Raw genomic sequence first — 19,638 nt, forward strand, 5'->3', positions numbered from 1 at the left:
GATTAATTCACCCCTGCCTGAATAAGGTCATGCATACTAATTACACCAATTACTTTGTTCTGGTCATCGACTACTACAAACTGACTGATTTTCTTCTGGTTAAGTTGTTGTAAAGCTTCTACAGCTCGTGCTTCTTGAGAGATCGTTGACGGTTTCTTTGTCATCACTTCAGACACAGGTAAATTTACATCAAACCCTTGCTGTTTATCGATGAGACGACGTAAATCCCCATCTGTAAAAATACCAAGTAGATGGTCTTGTTCATCAACAATTGTTGTCAAGCCTAAACGCTTATTTGAGATCTCGTAAAGCACTTGATTCATTGGAGTCTCAGGTGAAACTTTCGGTAACTCGTCGCCTGTATGCATTAAATGTTTTACATGTAATAGTAAACGCTTACCCAACGCACCTGCTGGATGCGAACGAGCAAAGTCATCAGCAGTAAAACCACGAGCTTCAAGTAAAGCAACTGCTAAAGCATCGCCTAAAACCAAAGTCGCTGTCGTACTTGAAGTAGGCGCCAAGCCTAAAGGGCATGCTTCGTCAGACTCACCTAGAGTTAAAGCAATATCTGCATTTTGCGGCATTGGGCCTTTATCATCACGACTAATCGTAATAAGAGGTACACCAAGATGCTTAATGAGTGGCATTAACATCATGATTTCATCGCTTTTCCCCGAGTTGGAAATTGCAATAAGTACATCACCACGAACCAGCATTCCTAAATCGCCATGCCCTGCTTCGCCAGGATGCATAAAGAAAGACGGCGTGCCTGTCGAAGCAAATGTCGCTGCCATTTTTCGGCCAATATGCCCAGATTTACCCATACCTGTGATCACAACACGACCTTTGCATTGTAATAATATTTCACAAGCACGATTAAAACGGTCATCAATTTGTGTTGCTAATACATCTATGGCTTGTTGCTCAATACGCAATGTCGCTAATGCACTGCTTTGGAAATCTGTAGGATTAGGCATACGAGTTTGACTCAAAATAATTGATCTGATCTCTGGTTGAGATCGGTGATTTTAATCAAAAGATTTGGGGGCATTCTAGCATAACTCAATCAGTTACACGTTTTTAAATGTATAAGATTTCACAAGCTTATAAAATTCATGCATAAAACTTTGTTAAAAATGATGCATCAGTTATGATGTAACACTATTTTTGTTGAGTGTTTGAAAACCCTTATGCAACCGTTTGTTTTATATAACTCTGAGCAACGAAAAAAAGTTGAATTTGTACCTCGCAAAGAAGGTCACATCGATATGTACGTCTGCGGTATGACCGTTTACGACTACTGTCATATCGGGCATGCTCGAGTTATGGTTGCATTTGACTACATTATCCGTTTTTTGCGTAGTCAAGGCTGGAAAGTCCGCTACATTCGCAACATTACCGATATTGATGACAAAATCATCAAACGTGCGAATGAGAATGGTGAAACAATCCAACAGCTCACCACGCGTTTCATCGACGCCATGAATGAAGATGCAGCGAACTTAGGCTGTTTAGCACCAGATGAAGCACCTAAAGCGACTGAATATATTGACCAGATGCAAAACATGATTGGCAATCTGGTGAATAAAGGCGCTGCTTACCCTGCTTCAAACGGTGATGTTTATTTTGAAGTCACCAAATTTGAAAAATATGGTCGTCTCTCTGGCCGTAAGCTTGATGACATGCAAGCTGGTGCAAGTGAGCGTGTTGATGTAGAAGTTGAAAAGAAACATCCTTTTGACTTTGTACTTTGGAAACATGCAAAAGAAAATGAACCGTCTTGGGCATCTCCTTGGGGTAATGGCCGCCCGGGTTGGCACATTGAATGTTCTGCAATGTCGACTTGCTGCCTAGGCAATCACTTTGACATTCATGGTGGCGGTTCAGATTTAATGTTCCCGCACCATGAAAATGAAATTGCGCAAAGTGAAGCTTCGACTGGTGAGCAATATGTAAACTACTGGATGCATGTTGGCTTTATTAACGTTGATGGTGAAAAGATGTCTAAGTCTTTAGGCAACTTCTTTACGATTCGTGACGTAATGGAGAAATTCCACCCTGAAGTAATCCGCTACTTTATTGTGTCTTCACACTATCGTAGCCCTGTGAACTTCTCTGATGTAGCACTTAAAGAGGCAAAAACATCTTTAACTCGTTTCTATCATTCATTTAAAGCTTATCAACAAGTGTATGGTCAAACGACAACTGAAACGCTTGATCAAAGCTTTGTTGAACGCTTTAACAATGCAATGTGTGACGATTTCAATACTGCCGAAGCAATGGCTGTATTGTTTGAACTGAACAAAGAGTTAAACCGTGCTGTAAAAGAAGAGCAAGCTGACCAAGCGACTGTGCTTTATTCGACATTACGTCACCTCACTAACATTTTAGGTTTGGTACAACACAATGTAGACGATTTCTTAAAATCAGATATTGGACAAGATGCGCTTGCTTTGTCTGATGCGGAAATTGAAGATTTCATTCAACAACGTGTTGATGCGAAAAAAGCAAAAGACTTTGCTAAAGCAGATAGCATTCGTCAGTCTTTACTTGAGCAAGGCGTAGTTCTTGAAGACACTCGCCAAGGTACAGTTTGGCGTCGTGCTGATTAAACGTTCAATTAGATCACAAGAGTGTTGACACTTTAATGAAACACTCTATAATGTGCTCACATTGCGGGAATAGCTCAGTTGGTAGAGCATAACCTTGCCAAGGTTGGGGTCGCGAGTTCGAGTCTCGTTTCCCGCTCCAAAATTCAAAAACCACTTAATTCGAAAGAATTAGGTGGTTTTTTATTAGCTATTGGTTGGCTTTGACTACTCAAAATAGTCAAAATTCGCATTAAAAAACGCTTTATATTTCCGTTGCGACACCAAAAAAAGTGGATGTCTTTTAGACATTCGCGAATTTTGGGGTCGCGGCGACACCATGAAATTTGGAGTGTTATTATGCAAAAACCGATTAAGTGCGGGGACGCGTGGCGCATCACTGTTCGTTATCTAGGCAAACGTTATACGGCTACTCGAGATACAGCGAATGAGTGTGAACAATGGGCCGCTAAAAAATTATTAGAATTACAATCTGAACAGGCTAATCCTGAGTCTGAAAAAATCCATATCTCCTTCTATGCCCTTTTTGAACAGTACTATCAAGAAGAAGGCAGAAAAATGAAGAGTGCCCGCTTAATTGTTCAAATACTTAAATGCCTAAAGAAAAAAGAATAATGAAAATATAATTAATATTTTATGATTAAACCCATCATTAAGTTTTTATTGATATTGAAATTAAAAATTAGCTTAAAAGTATATTATCGCAAAGTCTCCCCATTGAGGAGACTTTCTAAATATTAAATGACTTAAGGATGAATTTTTTTCAATCCATCTTCTACAGCAAATTTAGCTTCCTCCCACTGTAAACGTGAACTGCCTTTAACTTGCTCCCATTTAGTTTTCAATTTAGATTCAACCTCGGAAAAATTAATTTCTGCATTATTATCTACACGATTTTCATAACCTAAACGATAAGCCGCCCGATAATCACGATCATATTCTAGATTCTTGTTTTCAGTATAATATGGCATTTTTTTATAGTTTTCTCGCCAATAATTATCTTCTTCTTGCCAGTCATTACTATCATCTTTTTGATTATTTGTTTGAGCTATATCACTACCTGCTATTGCCCCTACCACACCACCAATAATCCCCCCAACAACAGCACCTGGAGGGCCGCCAACAACACCAAATGCAGCACCTACCGCCGCTCCTCCCAAAGTTCCTGCACCTGTAGCAACCAAATTCTCTCCCCCTTCATTCATATCGGGTACATGATTGTTATTAGTCGGTGGAGAGTTTAAATCTGGACGAGCATTATCAATTGTGGATGAAATGTCTTGTAATGGTTTGCTATTTGATACATTACCATTAGAAGATGGCTCTTTTTGAGTCGTATGATTACCAACTGAATTTGATTGTTTTGTATTTACCATTTTCTTACTCCCTATATTTTAAAATCTAGTGTCTTTCAAAAGAGCTAGAATATTAAAAGAACTTTTGAAGTATGCTTGACAATTATTATTATAATTCACCTTTAGGTTAGTTATGTTTCATAAATACCCCTATTAAGTAAGGAGATGTTATTCATTAAAGAAATTATTTCTCATCAATAAAAATTCTTATTCAAATAGACATCACAATTATATCATCCTTTACCCCATAATCATTATATTTCGCTAGATTAAACATTACCCATAACATTCTAGTTTTACACTGTCCTGCAGGAAATTATGATTTTATGTATATGCAATTTAAAAAAGCCTAGTTAATTAATACTAGGCTTTTTAAATGTATTTTTAAAAGAAAATAATTATATTATTTCATATTTTTAAATATATCTTCAGCTGCTTTTAGGTGTTTCGCAACAGCATCACGTGTTTGTACGAGCATATTTTTTAATTCAGAACTTTTCGTGTTTGGTATTAACTGCTTATCAATTATCGTCAAAACTTTACGGTGAACTTTAACTTGACTCATCATATAATTTTTATCAGTATCTGATGTTATTTGATTAAGCTTACTAACAATTTTATCACTATCATTTTGCAATGATTTACTAAGATTACTGGTTTGTGAAATCAACTGTAACCGACTTGCCAACGCTTGTGCATTTTTTTCATTGGCTGAATGTTCTTTAATCATCATTTCAGCATATTTCTTAGCTTCATCCATTTTTAGTTTTGGCAATGCAGTTTTTGCCTGCTTAATTTCACTATTATTAGCTGTACTTAATATCTTGAAAATTTGACTATCAGTCAAATTTTCATGGTTTTCATTTAATATTTTAGAGTGATTCTTCCCATCATTTATAGTTTGTTGATTCGCTGCCATAATCTCAAATGCACTGAAGCTTAAAACACCACTAATTGCGATACAGCTAATAATTTTCTTCGTTAAAATAGCTTTCATACCAATATCCTTTAACTTAATTCATGAGTATTTCTACTTATAGATGATATAAATTTAATAATGAATCATGCCTCTGTATCCAATCTTATTAATGTAAATATAAAATATATATAATTTTAAAAAACATTAAGTTAAAAAAATTTTTATTTTTTATTTTTACGAAAATAACAATAAAGCTCGTTATATTAACTTATAGATACTAAAGCTAAAATTAAATATATTTAAAGAAAATTTAAACCAATTTAACTTATTCACCCATCTATAAAAAAGCGTTCTCCTAAAGACTTTAATTCACACACTGCACACAAACAGTGACATGCACTTTTGTAGATATCGTACGAGCTGTGCAACCTGAAAGTAAAATACACAGCGAAATCAGAACCTTCATAGTGAAACGCGGTTAGCGATCCAACCATAAAAGAATTGCTATTGGGTAGGATTTCGTTCACAGATTTCAATGTAACGTTGGCCTTGCATGATATTAAGAACTCGAACTAATACCTTCTCTCCTTCTTTACCGCGCTTAGCCAGTGTTAGTGAAGAGATAAGTAAGAAATAAAGTTCTATCTTCCAACCTAAGCTAGCCATTTCCCCCTAACACTCACATATTTTTAGCCAATTCTTTTGCCAAACATTGTTCATGCCAAGTGGTTTGGAAATTCTCGACAGCTTTTGACTTAATGAGAGGGTCTTCAAATAGCTTTGAAGAATATGCAGATTTGATCAGCTCTTGATAAAGTTGTTTGGCTTGTTGCTCTTCAAGATGATTGGCGATGTCATGTAACTCTTTAGCTGGCACTTCATGTTGTCTAGCATCCATCACGCCACTCGCTGCTTTTTTCACAGTTTCACAGTAATGAAGCTCCATCGCTTCCGATGCTGCATAACATTGAATTGAAATTGCGCTTATAAAGAGGAATATAAATCTCATAATCTCACCTTAATTTGACGCGCAAGGTTAGCAATTAATCTCCCAAAATTTAAGTTAAAAAAGGTTAATTTTTCTATTCTCTTATTTTATTTCACCTTTTGCACTTGAGTATCAGAGGCTTTTAGCACTTTTCCATCTGCCGCGACTGGCACCATAAATGGAATTTGTTGACCTGTATTTTTATCAATTAACAGAGAATGGCGCTCGCCACTTTCGAATAAGTTGTGTTCTCCCCATTGACGTAGAGCAACAATCACAGGAAATAAACTCTCCCCTTTAGTGGTCAACACATATTCCTGATAAGCCGTACCATCTGAAGCATCTTGCATTTCGAGAACACCTGCTTCCACCAACTTTTTTAGCCGGTCAGAAAGAATATTTCGTGCAACGCCTAAGCTCCGCTGGAAATCTCCAAAACGGCGCATTCCGTCAAATGCATCGCGCACAATAAGCAGTGACCAGCGATCTCCTATGAGATTGACGCAGCGTGCAACAGGACAAGGTTCTTCTTTCATCAATATAGAGTTAGCCATTGAGTTTCCTTACCAATAATCAGTAATAAGATATCTAGTTGCATTTTAAAACCAGTTGATCTAACATTCAACTAGTTGCATTTTAAAACTAGATTGGATAGATTTAGAATAATGAAAGCCTCCCTTGTATCTTCAACGTCTTCAGTAGATAACAATAAAACGCATTCGAACCTACCTCGTAGCGTAGTTTTGCTATTTGCTATAGCAAGTGGTGCAAGCGTAGCAAATGTCTATTATGCACAGCCTTTGCTCGTCATCTTGGCGAGTGACTTTAATGTTAGTCATGCCGCCATTGGTGGTGTGGTTACAGCCACTCAAATAGGTTGTGCACTTGCCCTCGTGTTTTTAGTGCCATTGGGTGATTTTATAAATCGGCGTCGGTTAATGGCTATACAGTTACTGGCTTTAATATCTGCATTGCTAATGGTTGCCTTTGCCCACTCTACAATTGTTCTTTTGACAGGAATGCTTGCGGTGGGTCTACTCGGCACAGCTATGACACAAGGACTTATTGCCTATGCTGCAAGTGCTGCGGCCCCACATGAGCAAGGGCATGTGGTCGGTACTGCACAGAGCGGTGTGTTCATTGGGTTACTGCTTGCCCGTGTATTTTCAGGAGGAATAAGTGATATAGCGGGTTGGCGCGGCGTGTACTTTTGCGCAGCTATCATTATGCTCATGATTGCCTTACCACTTTGGAGACGACTCCCTCATTTAAATGTTCAGCCTGTTACCATGCGCTACCCGCAACTTCTAGCTTCTATGTTAAAGCTACTGCGCCAAGAAAAAGTCCTACAAATACGCGGTGTATTAGCCTTATTCATGTTCGCGGCATTTAATATTTTCTGGAGCGCATTGGTACTACCGTTAAGTGCACCACCCTATAACTTTTCGCATACTGTAATTGGGTCTTTTGGACTGTTCGGTGTAATCGGTGCTCTAGCCGCCACTCGTGCTGGCCAATGGGCCGACCGCGGATATGCTCAGCGCACAAGCTTGGCAGCACTGTTGATATTACTGCTCGCATGGTGGCCGCTTTCACTCATGACCTACTCGCTTTGGGCGCTGATGATTGGCATAGTATTGCTCGACTTAGGTGGACAAGCCCTGCATGTGACCAACCAAAGTATGATTTTTCGTACTCGCCCAGAAGCACATAGTCGTCTTGTTGGTCTATACATGCTCTTTTATGCAATAGGTAGTGGACTGGGTGCAATCAGCACAACAGCGACTTATGCTTATGCAGGATGGCTCGGCGTATGTAGTCTAGGCGCATGTGTGAGTTTATTGGCATTATTATTTTGGTGGAGAACGATGAAGCTATAACCCAAGTATTTTAAAAGTTCGTTCATCTAATTCTCTCAATTCATCCAAAGTATAGAGCCGCCCCTTTGGATCAAAAAATTTATCAAAATCAAATTGCCCTTCTTTATATAACTTATAACGTTTAGGGCCTAACCATTCTTTTTGGAAAAAATTATCGGTCAGATTAAAAAATTCTTTGAAGGAAATATTTGCGTCTATTTGACCCATTAACTGAGTCCGCTCATCTTTAGGAATATCTCGTACTTTTCTTTCATCCATAACGAAAGATCTGTTCCCAATAAGCCTTCCATCCTTACTTACGGGAACCAGAATACTTCGGCAATTTGGATGCAAAGGTGGCACTCTTTTCGCCGAGTCATTCAGTTTCCAAATAGAACCATCAACGGCTGCACAGATTTTAGAAGTCCTGCCATCTAAAACACTCACGAACCTTACATATTCAAAATTAAAATTTTTGAAGTTATATAAATAGACCTGATTTGATATATGGCTACGTAGCGTTCTAATAATTCTTTCAATATCGATTTTGGTACTGTTGAGCAATCCATCTTCGTACTTAAGGCGTTTTGTACCCGTAATACGTTTGATGATTTGCTGAGGCGTCATTCCGGTATTCATACCATCCCGAATAGCATATTCTATGCGTTGAAGGGCATTTTCACCAATTTGAGCTAAGGATTCATCAACCAAGGCACCGCCAGCCAAAGGCACTCGTTTTATTGACTGATAAAGCTGCTCTCCCTCTAAATCTTTAATAACCTTACCAAATAGTTTGGCCATATAGTTTGACTCATATATAGCCAAAGCAATTGCCGAGTGAGTAAAAATTTCCGGTAAAACAGTGCTAATTGAATTAAACCAGTTCGAAATAACAAGTTGAATGTTTTTTAGATGCTGAGTTGTATACTCACCACCAGCAAGAGCAAACCTCTCAGTTTCATTCAGCTCTTTCATTAAATTGCTTAACCGATCAAGCATATCCATCGTTTCACTATTAAAAAACTTATAAAGTTCATTTACCGATCGTGATGATGCTCGGTAGAGATAAGCTTGATGCTGGGTGAAAACATCAAAAAGTGATTTTTCAGTAATATTCTTCATGTAAGTTACCTCTACAAAGGTGCACTTTATTTTTCTTTTTATATCGCTGTTCTATAAAATTTATTAATAGTTTTGAGTAGTTAAAAAGTTTATAAAGCTAATTAAAATAGTACTTTTGTTTTACGAACTTTTTTTGCACACTAATATTTCTAATAAAATTAGTGAGCCATAAAATAAATTCATCTCTATACTCAAAACGAGGAAGTAGACTTAAGTCAACTTTTATCTCTCTTTCAGAAAGGGGCTTAGTTAAACATTCTTCAAAATCAATTTTGGTATATTTTAACTTTAAATCATTTTGTTCGGCTTCTTTTCTAATTTCTGCCATCACTCTATTGAGATTGGTTACAGGGTTATCCGTAATCTGGTACTTTTCATACATATTTTCGTATACATTTTCGGCAATATCTAAATATTTAATGAGTTCAGCATTCTCATTCATCTCTTCATCATCCTATTTTTTTGGAAATTATGTACCAGTAAATGTTTCTATACGTAATTTAAGATTATTTTTATGTGAAAAATATTTTAATAAAAATAACAATATAATCTCCAACTTATTATTTTTTATGTCATTATTAATTCTTTATAAAACATTTCCATATTTACTGACATTTTTGATAAGTTTTATATGCTGATCATTTAAGCTTGTTAAATAAAAAAAACCGCCCCAGAAGGCGGTAGCTGAATATTATCAGCCAGATATAGAAGTAAGGTGGACAAATACTTCTATATTTAAGAGGATATTTTATTATTTTTAATGAAATCCTCAGATTTAAAGTAGTTAATAATCATCTCAGCATTTTCTTCTTTGCTTGGTTCAGCAGCCACAGGAATTTCGGCTTGATCAATTTTAAAGCCTTTTGGAATATAGTTTGAAATTGGTGGAAGCTTCTCTTTCCCTCCAATTGTCATTCGCTCAATAAAGCCTGCAAGCCACAAAATGAATTCATCTTCATTTTTAAACTTGGGCATAAGACTTAAATCAATATGCACTGATTTTTCTTTATTAAATTGATTTAAGCATTCTTCAAAATTTATAAAATTGTACTTAAGTTTGAACTCAGTACCTTTAATTGCTTTGCGAATCAAGCTAATTAAACAATTTAAATTTTGAATGGTATCTTCAGTAAATAAATTATCTTTTTTAATTTCCTTGTATACTTTCTCCGCTATAGCTAAATACTTTGGCATTTCTTCCTCCTCAATATTATTATAAATAATTGAAAATAAAAAAATTCATCTTCTGATTATGAAGACTTAATTGTAATTGAGTGCAAATAAATTTAAAACAATGTAAGAACTACCCATATTATGTAAAATTGCACCATAAAGGAACACAAATAGTCAAACTAATGTTAAATGTTTCACAATTTTATTTAATACTTTTAACTAATTAGAAATATTTTCTTTCAATTGTAAATGATTATTTTTCACACAACATGAGTAATAAATTATCATTAAAAAACAATGTAGAAATAATTTTTATAAGTACCTCTCATGCTTCTAGATTCACCATACTTTAGTCTTTTTTCAGTCATAAATTTGAAGAAAAACTTAATTAAAGATGAGGTTATAACACCTACCCATCTGTTATATTTTTTTGAAAAAATTCTGTATCTATGATTACACCTTGCCTTTCTTCATGATAGTAACTATCTAGACACGAGGTAGCTAACATGAGTTTTTTAAGAAAGAAAAATAAAGCTAGTTTTGTACTATTTATTATTACCCTCTATTCAATGCTAGGGTTCGGCTTAGGTTTTATTATTTGGGAGTATTTCCTACAAATTCCATAACTTGAGCTAATAATTAATTTTTAAAGTAGCCGTTTTGATGGTTCTTTGAAAGATAATGTTTGCTTTACCTTTATACGGCTAAACCAGGGTGGTTAAAAAATACCTTCCAAATATAAGATGTTAATATTTGGAAGGTACTTTGCAATCAACCAAAGCTAGTGTCTCGTAATTTCTGCATTAATTTCTAAGCTTATTTCTTTACTACGATGGTAAGCTGCTTTTAAAGCCAACCGAATATCATCAGAGAGGTTGCCCAATTCAAACATTCGTAATGCAGACTCTGTAATACCATTCGCTAATGTGACCTTGCCACATAACTCACTAGGCTGAACATTACTTTTACGAACCATTTCTACAGCGCCTGATGCAGCTTGAAGTATTAGATCTAAAGCAAATTGCTTATCTAGCCCCATAGACACCCCTGTTTTCACCATACTGTCGAGAATATAGAAGAAGTAAGCTGGTCCTGAACCCGATAAAGCAATAATCGCGTCACTTTGGGATTCTGAATTTGCCCAATAGGTTCGCCCTGTTGCTGAGTAAATTGTTTCTATCACTTCTTTATCTAAAGGCTCTAAATAGTCTGAACCAATTAACACATGGGTACCTGTATAAGTTAATACAGGAGGATTAGAAATGACTCTGATAATTTTTTTTGAACCCGTAATACTCATTAATTGTTTAATATTAACTCCGGCCATCATCGACACAATAGTTTTATCAGCTAACCATTTTTTTAATGGGCGCCAGTATAGCCTTTAAGTCTTTTGGGTCTAGTAATAGAACAACTATATCTGCCTTTTTCACCTCATGTTGCTTTTGCTTTAGAATGATTTGATTCTCAAATTTGACTTCCTCTATTAGATTAATTTTTTCTCTTTGAAAGCCTTTTAAAACTAAACCTCCAATTAAAGCTAAAGACAAATTACTGCTACCAATGAAGCAAATATTAGGCTGTACTATATTCAACATTTAGAATTATTTCCTTCCTTTAGATATACTACAAAAAGAAATATTATTTATGACGTAAGTCATGCACCGTTAAGACAAGAAAAATTTAATAAATTTTCATGAATGTTAAGTTTAATTTTACAACGATTTTAAATTCTGAGCTAAGATTACTCTTTACTTATGACTTTATGAATAACAAATTAATCTAAATTGTTAAAAATATGTAATTAAAAATAATTTTTAGCTTATCTCATTAAAGAAATAGACTTACCAGACTTAAAGTATTTTAATTAAAATTTACTTAATAAAAACTTTGTTCTTTTTTAAAGAAACTTTCAGCTATTCTGGAGGCTTCTTGAAAATTAATTTCATTACACACCCAAAATGATAAAAGCTTTCCATCCAAATGGAAATATTGCTTGTGATATTCCGTTACATCATCTGAATGAGGGTTTCCTATAGAGAAATAATTTTCATTATTCTTTCTTACTTTACCGTTTAAAATACCGCCAATACAAATATCCATTTTTATACCAGTTATAAATTCAACTTATACAACACAATTCTAATTTCTATATTATATAAAACAAATAATCAACTTGTTTAATTATTCATATAAAAAACCCACAAAGGAAGAAGTGGGTTTTTTAACTATCTTGATGATTAGAGCCGTTTAATTGAGCAAATCACTACAGATCAAATCGTCTAAAATCATCAAATTACTTTAGTTTAAGCATTCGTCACAATTGTGATATTCGAAGCTTGTGGGCCTTTTTTACCCTGTGTTACAGTAAACTGAACACGCTGACCTTCTAAAAGAACTTTAAAGCCTTGTGTTTGAATCTCAGAAAAATGTGCAAAAACATCTTTACCTTCATCAGTTTGAATAAAACCGAAACCTTTAGTTTCATTAAACCATTTTACTGTACCAGTAGTATTAGACATAAATTAATCCTAACTTTTAAAAACATTATCATTTATTATTGGGCAAACCAATAGAACTAAAAAATACACATTCTACTTAAATATCTAAAAATATACGGAGGATTATAAATAAAACTGCGAAAAGAGAGACTTTGGGTAACATGAATATTTTTGTAGTTAGTGTTGACTATACACGCTTCTTAACGAATTGCAATCGATATCTTAATTAATTCATTTCTTATTGAATACAAAGGTATCAAATTCTAACTTTCTAACTGATTTTCAATGATATTTAAATATAGTTTTCTAACACTGTATCTATATATTAATTAAACATATTTAATGCTTTTTAAAGCATTGGATTTTTAATTTTCAAATAATTTAAAAATAAGATTGTGTAGGAACTTTCAAATATTATCCTATTAATTTACTTTTTTATAAATTATACATACTTGTCTGTATACATAATTTCTATTCTGCTTTAAAGTAGACATGCAATTAACATATTGATGATAAACAGGAAGTATCAACGTGAGCGGTCTTTTAGTTTTTATAACCATTGCTTTTCTTACTTTATCAAGCCCAGGCCCAGGCGTTTTATTTACAGTAACAAATTCAATAAATTATGGTGTGAGAACAGCTTTATTTGGCATTAGTGGTTTAATTATTGGTATGTTTATTATCGCTGTGATTTCTGCAAGCGGTGTCGGACTTATTATTACTAGCAACCCTACTATCTTCACTGCTTTAAAATTTATTGGGGCCTTTTACTTAATGTACTTAGGCTATAAAAATTTTATTAGAAAATCCCCAACTCAAGACTTATTAGAAACTGAACATAATCAAAAAAGTATAAAGAAATCAAAGCTTTTCTATCAAGGGTTGTTTGCCTCACTACTTAATCCCAAAACAATTGTCTTTTTTATTGCCCTTTTTCCACAGTTTATTGATATTAAAAAAGAAATATTAAATCAGTTTTTGGTTTTATCTTTAACATTCTGCTTGATCGGATTTTTAATTCATTTAGTTTATGCCAACTTTTCCTCAATATTCAAAGAGAAGATGCTTGCCGGAAATAATTTTTCTAAGCTCAATAAAGTCAGTGGTTGTATATTTTTTCTTTTAGCAGTTTTACTTATTACTCAATAAAACTATTTTATGAAAGTGAGCCAACTTGTAAGGCTATAACTCAATAGCTTTAGCAAGTTGGCTTTTTTATAAGCTGATACGATTAGCAAGCCATCCATAAAAGAATTGCTCATGCTTCGGATTTGTTTCCGTAATTTCAATATAGCGTTGGCCTTGCATAATATTAAGAAGCCGTACCAGCACTTTTTCACCTTCCTTACCACGGTTTTTAATATATTTTATTAAAGCCTGCAAAGTGGCTGGCCCATATTCACCATCTACCTTAAGGTCTACCCAGCCTTCTTTGCCCTGCCTATTCAATAAATTTAATGCACGTTGTAAAAGTGGTTTTGTGAAACTAATGCCACAATTCACACCCGTGTCGAATAACTCTTCAGCAATAAGTGCACTGATCAAATTAACTTGATCAAATCGCGGCTCAAGCCAATATTGATTCCTATAAATTTCTCTGGCTGTCTCTAACGTTAAATTCTCCATTGCACCTTGATAACCATAACTACGAGCAACGGCTTGTGTAATTCCAAATTTAGTCGCATGCCCATGATCAAGTGGATCATTTACATAGCCACCTTCGCGTTTTATTAGTGCATCTAAATATTGTTCAATATTCATAAGAGTTGTCCTCATCTTTATTAGGGCCAAACAGCTATTAGCTTTGGATATCATCTTTCGCTTTTTTTAGATCTTTCATGACTTCAACAATGGTTTTTCCTTCTTGTCTATTAATGAAATTAAATATCCACCTCACAATTGCCCAACCAGGTAAGCCACAAATAAAGAAGAATCCACCTAAAGTGATCATTCCCCATATATCTGTCACCCACTCATGTAAATTCCATTTCATGATAATGAATGAGCCACCAGTCAAGCTTGAAACAACCGTACAAATCAAACCAACGACCCATTCTTGAGGTGAACGTGGAAAGCGCATAATTAAAACTACTGCAACAACTAAGCTCACTGCTAAAGCCACCATCATGACAGTGCCATAAAGGTTAAAAGCGGCAGCTAGCCCATTTGAAGTTAAAAAATTTTCCATAATTTAATCCTGCCTAAAGTGTAATTTTTTGAAAAATAATCATGGCTACTGCTTTGTTATTTTTCATATTTTTATATCTAACTCTGCTATGTACACAGATTTAATCTAGTCGCTCTTGTTCTTTTTAAACCGCTATGAATGACATAAGCCTCAGTAAAACTGCACCGCTAGATAACCTCTCTTTTTTGACCAAAAAGTTGAGATAACAGGTTGCCGTATATCGGAAACTTTTGTGACGCATTAAATTCTTTGTTAGATTCTTCATGTTCTTGATACCCTTTATCGACGAACATTAAGCCTGATCCACGGAATCGGGCTTTTTTTATTCCATTTCTTGTTTTTAATAGTCTTTACAAACCACTCATCGACTATCGCCATTTTTATATTCTGTCGTCCAGTGAGGCAGAATAATCGTTACTTTCTTAATAAGGTATTGATAAAATTAAGAAATCAATTTCAAATAAAATATTATTTTCGTTCTATCAATATGCCCTTATAACTGATATTATAACTATAGTTATTATTAGTCAATAACTATAGTTGTTTTACTAAATATAACTTAAGTTATATATTTGTTATAAGTTAGCTGGTGCGATCATTATGGCTCTTAAAGACCGTTTAAAAGATTCAAGGATTAAAGCTAAAAAAACACAGGCAGAGGTTGCTGAAGCAGTAAAGATGTCTCAGCCTGCTTATCAAGCTTTAGAATCGGGGAAGAATTTAAAATCTGCTTTTCTTCCACTCATTGCACAGTTTTTAGGTGTAGATGCTTATTGGCTTACTACAGGAAACTCAGAAGACTCTTTTAGAGAAAGTGATGTATTTAGTCCTACTGTCGTGAATAACGATGCAGCAGACCAATATGTCTGGATCGAAGTAGTTGAAGCGAGTTTTTCTTGTGGTACAGGCGAATCAATCGAATTTCATTTTGATGCAATTAATGGGAAAATTCCTTTCCCCGCTTCATTCTTTAAAGAAAAACGTGTTGCTCAGGAATGCATGCGTATTATCAAAGCTAAGGGCGATAGTATGACCGATTACATCAAAGATGGTGATCTGGTCGGTATTGATATTTCTCAAACAGAAGTAATTGATGGTGAAATCTATGCCGTTTATTTTGCTGGTGAAGGCATGATTAAACAAATTTTTAAAGAGGCAGATGGCTCTTTAATTTTGCATAGTTTAAATGAAAAATTTAGAGACCGACGTGTCACCGAAGAGAACGGTAAAAACTTTAAGGTCATGGGGCGTCAGTTCTGGAGAGCGGGCTAATTTAGTTATTAAATATAGCTAAAATAATAATAAGACCTTTTTCATCACTTTCGTCTTTTTATAACTTTAATTATTAACTTTCTTCTTGATATAAAAAAACCTATCTCCTTTAAAAGGGATAGGTTTTTTTGCTTTATTACCATGATTTTATCAACAATATGTATTTAAACGATAAAGTTGATTAAACCCAGCATAAAAGCTTTTTCCGTCTTGGTTTAACTCAATTTCTTCACCAGTTTGAAGCTGAATTTTCTTTCCAACCTCAACCCAACGATAACCATCAAGCGAGTTTTGCTTACGGACGTGAGGAACAATCCTCACATTAATTTCATTGCCATTTACGGCTGTGGCGATTTGCCACTCATTTACTATATTCACAATCATTCACTCATCACTGAGCTCATGTGATTTAACGGTATTTAATTAGAACGCTAGATTTAAGGTATGGACAATTCGTCTAGAATTTAATATTTAGCTTGATATAGGGTTATTTATAAGCTAATTGCTTTCCATGATTTCGTATCATGAAAAGTAGTACATCACAGAGCATAATATTTTGGATGCGGGGGTCGGATTTGAACCAACGACCTTCGGGTTATGAGCCCGACGAGCTACCAGACTGCTCCACCCCGCAATTGGAAGTAAGCTTTATACGCTTATATATTTTATAAAGCAAACTTTATTTTTTAATCGGTTGTAATTATTAAGAATTATCTTTTTATTAATTTTTCTTTTTATCCGCTCAAATTAAATAAGCCCCCTCAATTTCAATTTTAACGCTCTAAATTGTTGTATTTATTTTAAACAGAACCCGTTATTCATAGACAACAATTGCCATGCTTGGGTAGCTTTTATACTATCTAGTTTCAACCCATCATTTATAGTTTATATGTCTGATCCTCAGCTCTCTCTTAGTGAATATCTCGGTACAGTGCAGGAAGTCATACGCCTGACTTTTGACGAGCCTGTATGGGTGAGAGCGGAAATTCGGAATTTAAATGTTAAAGGTGGACATTATTATTTAGAGCTTGCAGAAAAAGATGCTGACACCGACAAGGTCATTGCAAGCTGTAAAGCGACCATCTGGAAATTTTCAGCAAGTAAAATTGTTCTCAAGTTTGAACGTGAAACAGGTATTGAGTTAGCTAGTGATTTAAACGTTTTAATCAAAATTAGAGCGCGTTTCGATCCGCAATATGGATTTTCAGTCAATATTGAAGAAATAGACTCAAGTTTTACACTTGGAGAAATTGCAAAACGTTATCAACAAATTGTAGAACGTTTAACTCAAGAAGGGTTAATACATAAGAACAAACTTCTCCCTACTCCTTTTGATATACAAAATGTATTAGTTATTGCTCCTCAAAATGCTGCGGGTTTAGGTGACTTTAAAAAGGATGCGGATGCTCTTGAGCGAAATAGGGTTTGTCATTTTGTTTATCAAAGTGCGACCTTTCAGGGAAATACGGCTGCCGTCAGTCTTATGGAGTCGTTGGCAACAGGTTTAAAACAATGGGCAAATAATTTTAACTTTCCACCCGACCTGATTGTAATTATTCGCGGGGGTGGCGCTGTAAATGACTTAGCTTACTTAAATGATTATGAGCTTGCAGCTCTACTCTGTAAACGCAGCGTGCCGATTTGGGTCGGTATTGGACATGAAAAAGATCGTACTATCCTTGACGAGATTGCACACCGTTCGTTTGATACTCCAAGTAAAGTGATTGCGGGTATTCGCAACCATATTGTTGAACGTGTACAGGAAGCTGTAGACAGCCTGCAAACAATCAAACTCTTGTCTCAACATCAAATTACGACCTATCAAAGTAAGAGTGATCAATATCTACAACATATTAAATCCTCTGCCCAAGCTCAGCTTAATTCAGCTCACCAGTTCCTTGAGCAGATAAAGGAACGCATTCAATTTGTTTCACAGCAACAAGTTAAATTTTCTTTGTCGCAAACTGAATCCCTTATGCGAGAAATTCTCTTGCAAAACCCGAAACAGATTCAAGCAAAAGGTTATGCAATTGTAAGATCAGAAGGCAAAGCAATTCGTTCCATTCACCAAATCACAAGCTCTACCATTACTGTTGATATGCAAGATGGAGCAATTAACGCTAATATTACCGAGGTAATTCCAAATGAATGATAAAGAACTGACTTTTAAAGAAGGTCATGACATTTTAAAGCGAAATGCCGAATTACTTGAATCTCAGGAAAGCCCGGATATTGATAATTTGATGAAGATTGTTGAAGAATCCATTGGTGCTTATAAAGCTTGCAAATCTCGCATTGAAGCAGTCCAGCAAGCTTTAGATGAAACTTTTAAAGAATAAATTTCCATAAAAAAAGCCCATTTCTACTTCTCATTGAAGAAATGGGCTTAGTGAACACCACTTAGTCCTGAAATACAAAAATGTGGATTAGGTCACATTTTTGCAAAAACATAGTCCCATAAGGACCTCTTGGTGTTCAAGATTTTAATTGTGTCTATACGTTAGTTTGCTTTTATTTTAAGCAACACTAAAACAGATGAAAAAATCAATTTTCCTTCGCCCCTCTATAATTCATCTTCATTAAACGGGCCGACTAATTTATAAATTTTTCCATCTTTTGGATTTTCATAGAGTAAATCCATATTCGGTAGAATAATATCGTCATCAATTTCGATATGCTCTACACTTTTATACAGCTCTAATTTCTGATCGTTCGCAGGTCTAACCTTTGCTAAAGCAATACTTTCTTGGTCAAACTGATCTTTAATAACAACTTTTAATCTCTTCATGAAAAAACTCCTGTATATTAAATTTTTTAATATAAATTAATTTGTTAGGTCTAAAATGAGCTAATCGCTGAATAGCCGATTGGCATGGCAAAAAAAGTTAAAATAAATGCAGCAATACGTTGTAAGTTACGTTGATTTAACCAAGTGACTTTATTTGAGATTAATACTGTACCAAACATAATCCATAAAAAAGCAATTGGGGTAATTAAAGATAAAAAGACAACAATGTGAATAAAATATAAATGAGGAACTTCCCACGCTGCATGTGGAAAAATCGCTGAAGCAAAAAGTAAAGCTTTCGGATTTAAAAGTGTCGCAAGAAATAAAGCTTTTGGTGTAATAAGCGGTCGGTTTAAATTAATATCTTCAGACGATGTCATCCAGAGTTTAAAAGCAAGATAGAGTATAAAGCCCGCACTCATCAGCTTTAATATGGCTGGAAGCCATGGAATGAAATGAGACACCGATTCAAGTAAAACACCCCATGAGGTAATTGCGATCAGGTAACCTATTACCTCTGCCGGAATCAACTTAAGAGAATGCTTTACCCCTGCTTGTATACCAGCCGAGGCTAATAATGTATTTGTTGGTCCTGGAGTCAACAAAATAGTGACTACAAGTCCAATAAATAAAAATGACACCATAGGCAAAAAACTCTATTGATTACGCTAGGCGAAATATGTCAAAAACAATCCTGTATTGTCGACAAAATCGTTGTAACAAGAAATATTACAAATATTTTTTATTTTTTAAAATCAAATTATTAATAAAAAATGAACTCAAGCTTCACTATAAATTATTCAATTTTAAATTTGCAAAATACGTCACATAAATTTTAAAAAAACCAAATTTAAGTTAAAA

22 protein-coding genes, 2 tRNA genes and 3 pseudogenes are annotated in these 19,638 nt (G+C 34.8%); 9 read left to right on the forward strand and 18 right to left on the reverse strand.

The window, feature by feature from the left end; translation table 11 throughout:
* Positions 1-2: 2 nt before the first annotated feature.
* Entirely contained in the window at positions 3-980 is a 978-nt protein-coding gene (locus tag G9371_RS16065) for a KpsF/GutQ family sugar-phosphate isomerase (RefSeq protein ID WP_001133554.1), read from the reverse strand.
* A 213-nt stretch (positions 981-1,193) separates the two neighbouring features.
* Between G9371_RS16065 and cysS the strand changes: the two genes are divergently transcribed.
* The 3 genes and pseudogenes from cysS to G9371_RS16080 form a co-directional block, all read left to right on the forward strand.
* Complete coding sequence (cysS, locus tag G9371_RS16070) at positions 1,194-2,615, forward strand: cysteine--tRNA ligase (protein WP_029424246.1); 1,422 nt, start codon at positions 1,194-1,196, stop codon at positions 2,613-2,615.
* Positions 2,616-2,678: 63 nt separating this feature from the next.
* Positions 2,679-2,754, forward strand: a tRNA-Gly gene (locus tag G9371_RS16075).
* A 197-nt stretch (positions 2,755-2,951) separates the two neighbouring features.
* Positions 2,952-3,218: pseudogene (locus G9371_RS16080) on the forward strand (site-specific integrase); the annotation flags it as partial.
* A 140-nt stretch (positions 3,219-3,358) separates the two neighbouring features.
* Here the strand turns inward: G9371_RS16080 and G9371_RS16085 are convergent.
* The 5 genes and pseudogenes from G9371_RS16085 to G9371_RS16105 form a co-directional block, all read right to left on the reverse strand.
* Complete coding sequence (locus tag G9371_RS16085) at positions 3,359-3,988, reverse strand: hypothetical protein (protein ID WP_029424248.1); 630 nt, start codon at positions 3,986-3,988, stop codon at positions 3,359-3,361.
* A gap of 382 nt (positions 3,989-4,370) precedes the next feature.
* Positions 4,371-4,964: a DUF4142 domain-containing protein gene (locus tag G9371_RS16090; RefSeq protein WP_000644346.1), complete on the reverse strand. Its 594-nt coding sequence runs from the start codon at positions 4,962-4,964 to the stop codon at positions 4,371-4,373.
* A 426-nt stretch (positions 4,965-5,390) separates the two neighbouring features.
* Positions 5,391-5,495: pseudogene (locus tag G9371_RS19420) on the reverse strand (hypothetical protein); the annotation flags it as partial.
* A 70-nt stretch (positions 5,496-5,565) separates the two neighbouring features.
* Positions 5,566-5,895 carry a hypothetical protein gene (locus tag G9371_RS16100; RefSeq protein ID WP_001210983.1) on the reverse strand — a complete coding sequence of 110 codons (330 nt, stop codon included), beginning with the start codon at positions 5,893-5,895 and terminating at the stop codon, positions 5,566-5,568.
* 86 nt (positions 5,896-5,981) lie between these two features.
* Positions 5,982-6,428, reverse strand: coding sequence for a winged helix-turn-helix transcriptional regulator (locus G9371_RS16105; RefSeq protein ID WP_029424251.1), 447 nt, complete (start codon positions 6,426-6,428; stop codon positions 5,982-5,984).
* Positions 6,429-6,539: 111 nt separating this feature from the next.
* Between G9371_RS16105 and G9371_RS16110 the strand changes: the two genes are divergently transcribed.
* Entirely contained in the window at positions 6,540-7,754 is a 1,215-nt protein-coding gene (locus G9371_RS16110; protein WP_029424252.1) for an MFS transporter, read from the forward strand.
* On the opposite strand, the gene G9371_RS16115 is transcribed toward G9371_RS16110, so the two are convergent.
* The 3 genes from G9371_RS16115 to G9371_RS16125 form a co-directional block, all read right to left on the reverse strand.
* Positions 7,749-8,855, reverse strand: coding sequence for a minor capsid protein (locus G9371_RS16115; RefSeq protein WP_029424253.1), 1,107 nt, complete (start codon positions 8,853-8,855; stop codon positions 7,749-7,751). The genes G9371_RS16110 and G9371_RS16115 overlap by 6 nt on opposite strands.
* A 97-nt stretch (positions 8,856-8,952) precedes the next feature.
* Positions 8,953-9,297, reverse strand: coding sequence for a hypothetical protein (locus tag G9371_RS16120; RefSeq protein WP_001004676.1), 345 nt, complete (start codon positions 9,295-9,297; stop codon positions 8,953-8,955).
* A gap of 293 nt (positions 9,298-9,590) precedes the next feature.
* Positions 9,591-10,049 (reverse strand): hypothetical protein, encoded by a 459-nt coding sequence (locus G9371_RS16125; protein ID WP_001127325.1) that lies wholly within the window; start codon positions 10,047-10,049, stop codon positions 9,591-9,593.
* 485 nt (positions 10,050-10,534) lie between these two features.
* Between G9371_RS16125 and G9371_RS16130 the strand changes: the two genes are divergently transcribed.
* The gene (locus G9371_RS16130) at positions 10,535-10,654 is read left to right on the forward strand and encodes a hypothetical protein (RefSeq protein WP_001982898.1); all 120 of its coding nucleotides are present in this window, start codon (positions 10,535-10,537) and stop codon (positions 10,652-10,654) included.
* Positions 10,655-10,809: 155 nt separating this feature from the next.
* Here G9371_RS16130 and G9371_RS16135 read toward each other — a convergent pair.
* The 3 genes and pseudogenes from G9371_RS16135 to G9371_RS16150 form a co-directional block, all read right to left on the reverse strand.
* Positions 10,810-11,626: pseudogene (locus G9371_RS16135) on the reverse strand (pyrroline-5-carboxylate reductase family protein).
* Positions 11,627-11,906: 280 nt separating this feature from the next.
* Complete coding sequence (locus G9371_RS16145; protein WP_000350299.1) at positions 11,907-12,131, reverse strand: hypothetical protein; 225 nt, start codon at positions 12,129-12,131, stop codon at positions 11,907-11,909.
* Between the two features lie 203 nt (positions 12,132-12,334).
* Positions 12,335-12,550, reverse strand: a complete 216-nt coding sequence (locus G9371_RS16150) for a cold-shock protein (protein ID WP_000072673.1) — start codon at positions 12,548-12,550, stop codon at positions 12,335-12,337.
* Positions 12,551-13,060: 510 nt separating this feature from the next.
* Here G9371_RS16150 and G9371_RS16155 point away from each other — a divergent pair.
* Positions 13,061-13,678, forward strand: coding sequence for a LysE family translocator (locus G9371_RS16155; RefSeq protein WP_000015976.1), 618 nt, complete (start codon positions 13,061-13,063; stop codon positions 13,676-13,678).
* Positions 13,679-13,744: 66 nt separating this feature from the next.
* On the opposite strand, the gene G9371_RS16160 is transcribed toward G9371_RS16155, so the two are convergent.
* Both G9371_RS16160 and G9371_RS16165 read right to left on the reverse strand, forming a co-directional pair.
* Positions 13,745-14,290, reverse strand: a complete 546-nt coding sequence (locus G9371_RS16160) for a glycoside hydrolase family 108 protein (protein WP_001019685.1) — start codon at positions 14,288-14,290, stop codon at positions 13,745-13,747.
* Positions 14,291-14,327: 37 nt separating this feature from the next.
* A complete protein-coding gene (locus G9371_RS16165; RefSeq protein WP_029424254.1) occupies positions 14,328-14,717 on the reverse strand; it encodes a hypothetical protein in 390 nt (129 codons plus the stop codon).
* Between the two features lie 600 nt (positions 14,718-15,317).
* Here G9371_RS16165 and G9371_RS16170 point away from each other — a divergent pair.
* Positions 15,318-15,989: an XRE family transcriptional regulator gene (locus tag G9371_RS16170; protein ID WP_001185369.1), complete on the forward strand. Its 672-nt coding sequence runs from the start codon at positions 15,318-15,320 to the stop codon at positions 15,987-15,989.
* Between the two features lie 150 nt (positions 15,990-16,139).
* On the opposite strand, the gene G9371_RS16175 is transcribed toward G9371_RS16170, so the two are convergent.
* The gene (locus tag G9371_RS16175; protein WP_000636785.1) at positions 16,140-16,373 is read right to left on the reverse strand and encodes a transposase; all 234 of its coding nucleotides are present in this window, start codon (positions 16,371-16,373) and stop codon (positions 16,140-16,142) included.
* A 173-nt stretch (positions 16,374-16,546) separates the two neighbouring features.
* Positions 16,547-16,623, reverse strand: a tRNA-Met gene (locus G9371_RS16180).
* A gap of 255 nt (positions 16,624-16,878) precedes the next feature.
* Between G9371_RS16180 and xseA the strand changes: the two genes are divergently transcribed.
* Positions 16,879-18,141, forward strand: a complete 1,263-nt coding sequence (xseA, locus tag G9371_RS16185) for an exodeoxyribonuclease VII large subunit (RefSeq protein ID WP_001283239.1) — start codon at positions 16,879-16,881, stop codon at positions 18,139-18,141.
* Entirely contained in the window at positions 18,134-18,328 is a 195-nt protein-coding gene (gene xseB / locus G9371_RS16190; protein WP_000998196.1) for an exodeoxyribonuclease VII small subunit, read from the forward strand. Before xseA ends, xseB begins: the two co-directional genes overlap by 8 nt.
* Positions 18,329-18,552: 224 nt before the next feature.
* Here the strand turns inward: xseB and G9371_RS16195 are convergent, their stop codons facing one another.
* Positions 18,553-18,777, reverse strand: coding sequence for a hypothetical protein (locus G9371_RS16195; RefSeq protein WP_000825869.1), 225 nt, complete (start codon positions 18,775-18,777; stop codon positions 18,553-18,555).
* 50 nt (positions 18,778-18,827) lie between these two features.
* Positions 18,828-19,421 (reverse strand): LysE family translocator, encoded by a 594-nt coding sequence (locus G9371_RS16200; protein ID WP_000253377.1) that lies wholly within the window; start codon positions 19,419-19,421, stop codon positions 18,828-18,830.
* Between the last annotated feature and the right edge of the window lie 217 nt (positions 19,422-19,638).

Origin of the sequence: Acinetobacter sp. EKM10A (assembly GCF_011075215.1) — a bacterium.
Classification (GTDB): domain Bacteria; phylum Pseudomonadota; class Gammaproteobacteria; order Pseudomonadales; family Moraxellaceae; genus Acinetobacter; species Acinetobacter baumannii.

Coding starts and splice junctions, on each gene's coding strand:
- G9371_RS16065 (WP_001133554.1), bottom strand. CDS start 980: ATGCCTAATCCTACAGATTTCCAAAGCAGTGCATTAGCGACATTGCGT.
- cysS (WP_029424246.1), top strand. CDS start 1,194: ATGCAACCGTTTGTTTTATATAACTCTGAGCAACGAAAAAAAGTTGAA.
- G9371_RS16085 (WP_029424248.1), bottom strand. CDS start 3,988: ATGGTAAATACAAAACAATCAAATTCAGTTGGTAATCATACGACTCAA.
- G9371_RS16090 (WP_000644346.1), bottom strand. CDS start 4,964: ATGAAAGCTATTTTAACGAAGAAAATTATTAGCTGTATCGCAATTAGT.
- G9371_RS16100 (WP_001210983.1), bottom strand. CDS start 5,895: ATGAGATTTATATTCCTCTTTATAAGCGCAATTTCAATTCAATGTTAT.
- G9371_RS16105 (WP_029424251.1), bottom strand. CDS start 6,428: ATGGCTAACTCTATATTGATGAAAGAAGAACCTTGTCCTGTTGCACGC.
- G9371_RS16110 (WP_029424252.1), top strand. CDS start 6,540: ATGAAAGCCTCCCTTGTATCTTCAACGTCTTCAGTAGATAACAATAAA.
- G9371_RS16115 (WP_029424253.1), bottom strand. CDS start 8,855: ATGAAGAATATTACTGAAAAATCACTTTTTGATGTTTTCACCCAGCAT.
- G9371_RS16120 (WP_001004676.1), bottom strand. CDS start 9,297: ATGAATGAGAATGCTGAACTCATTAAATATTTAGATATTGCCGAAAAT.
- G9371_RS16125 (WP_001127325.1), bottom strand. CDS start 10,049: ATGCCAAAGTATTTAGCTATAGCGGAGAAAGTATACAAGGAAATTAAA.
- G9371_RS16130 (WP_001982898.1), top strand. CDS start 10,535: ATGAGTTTTTTAAGAAAGAAAAATAAAGCTAGTTTTGTACTATTTATT.
- G9371_RS16145 (WP_000350299.1), bottom strand. CDS start 12,131: ATGGATATTTGTATTGGCGGTATTTTAAACGGTAAAGTAAGAAAGAAT.
- G9371_RS16150 (WP_000072673.1), bottom strand. CDS start 12,550: ATGTCTAATACTACTGGTACAGTAAAATGGTTTAATGAAACTAAAGGT.
- G9371_RS16160 (WP_001019685.1), bottom strand. CDS start 14,290: ATGAATATTGAACAATATTTAGATGCACTAATAAAACGCGAAGGTGGC.
- G9371_RS16165 (WP_029424254.1), bottom strand. CDS start 14,717: ATGGAAAATTTTTTAACTTCAAATGGGCTAGCTGCCGCTTTTAACCTT.
- G9371_RS16170 (WP_001185369.1), top strand. CDS start 15,318: ATGGCTCTTAAAGACCGTTTAAAAGATTCAAGGATTAAAGCTAAAAAA.
- G9371_RS16175 (WP_000636785.1), bottom strand. CDS start 16,373: ATGATTGTGAATATAGTAAATGAGTGGCAAATCGCCACAGCCGTAAAT.
- xseA (WP_001283239.1), top strand. CDS start 16,879: ATGTCTGATCCTCAGCTCTCTCTTAGTGAATATCTCGGTACAGTGCAG.
- xseB (WP_000998196.1), top strand. CDS start 18,134: ATGAATGATAAAGAACTGACTTTTAAAGAAGGTCATGACATTTTAAAG.
- G9371_RS16195 (WP_000825869.1), bottom strand. CDS start 18,777: ATGAAGAGATTAAAAGTTGTTATTAAAGATCAGTTTGACCAAGAAAGT.
- G9371_RS16200 (WP_000253377.1), bottom strand. CDS start 19,421: ATGGTGTCATTTTTATTTATTGGACTTGTAGTCACTATTTTGTTGACT.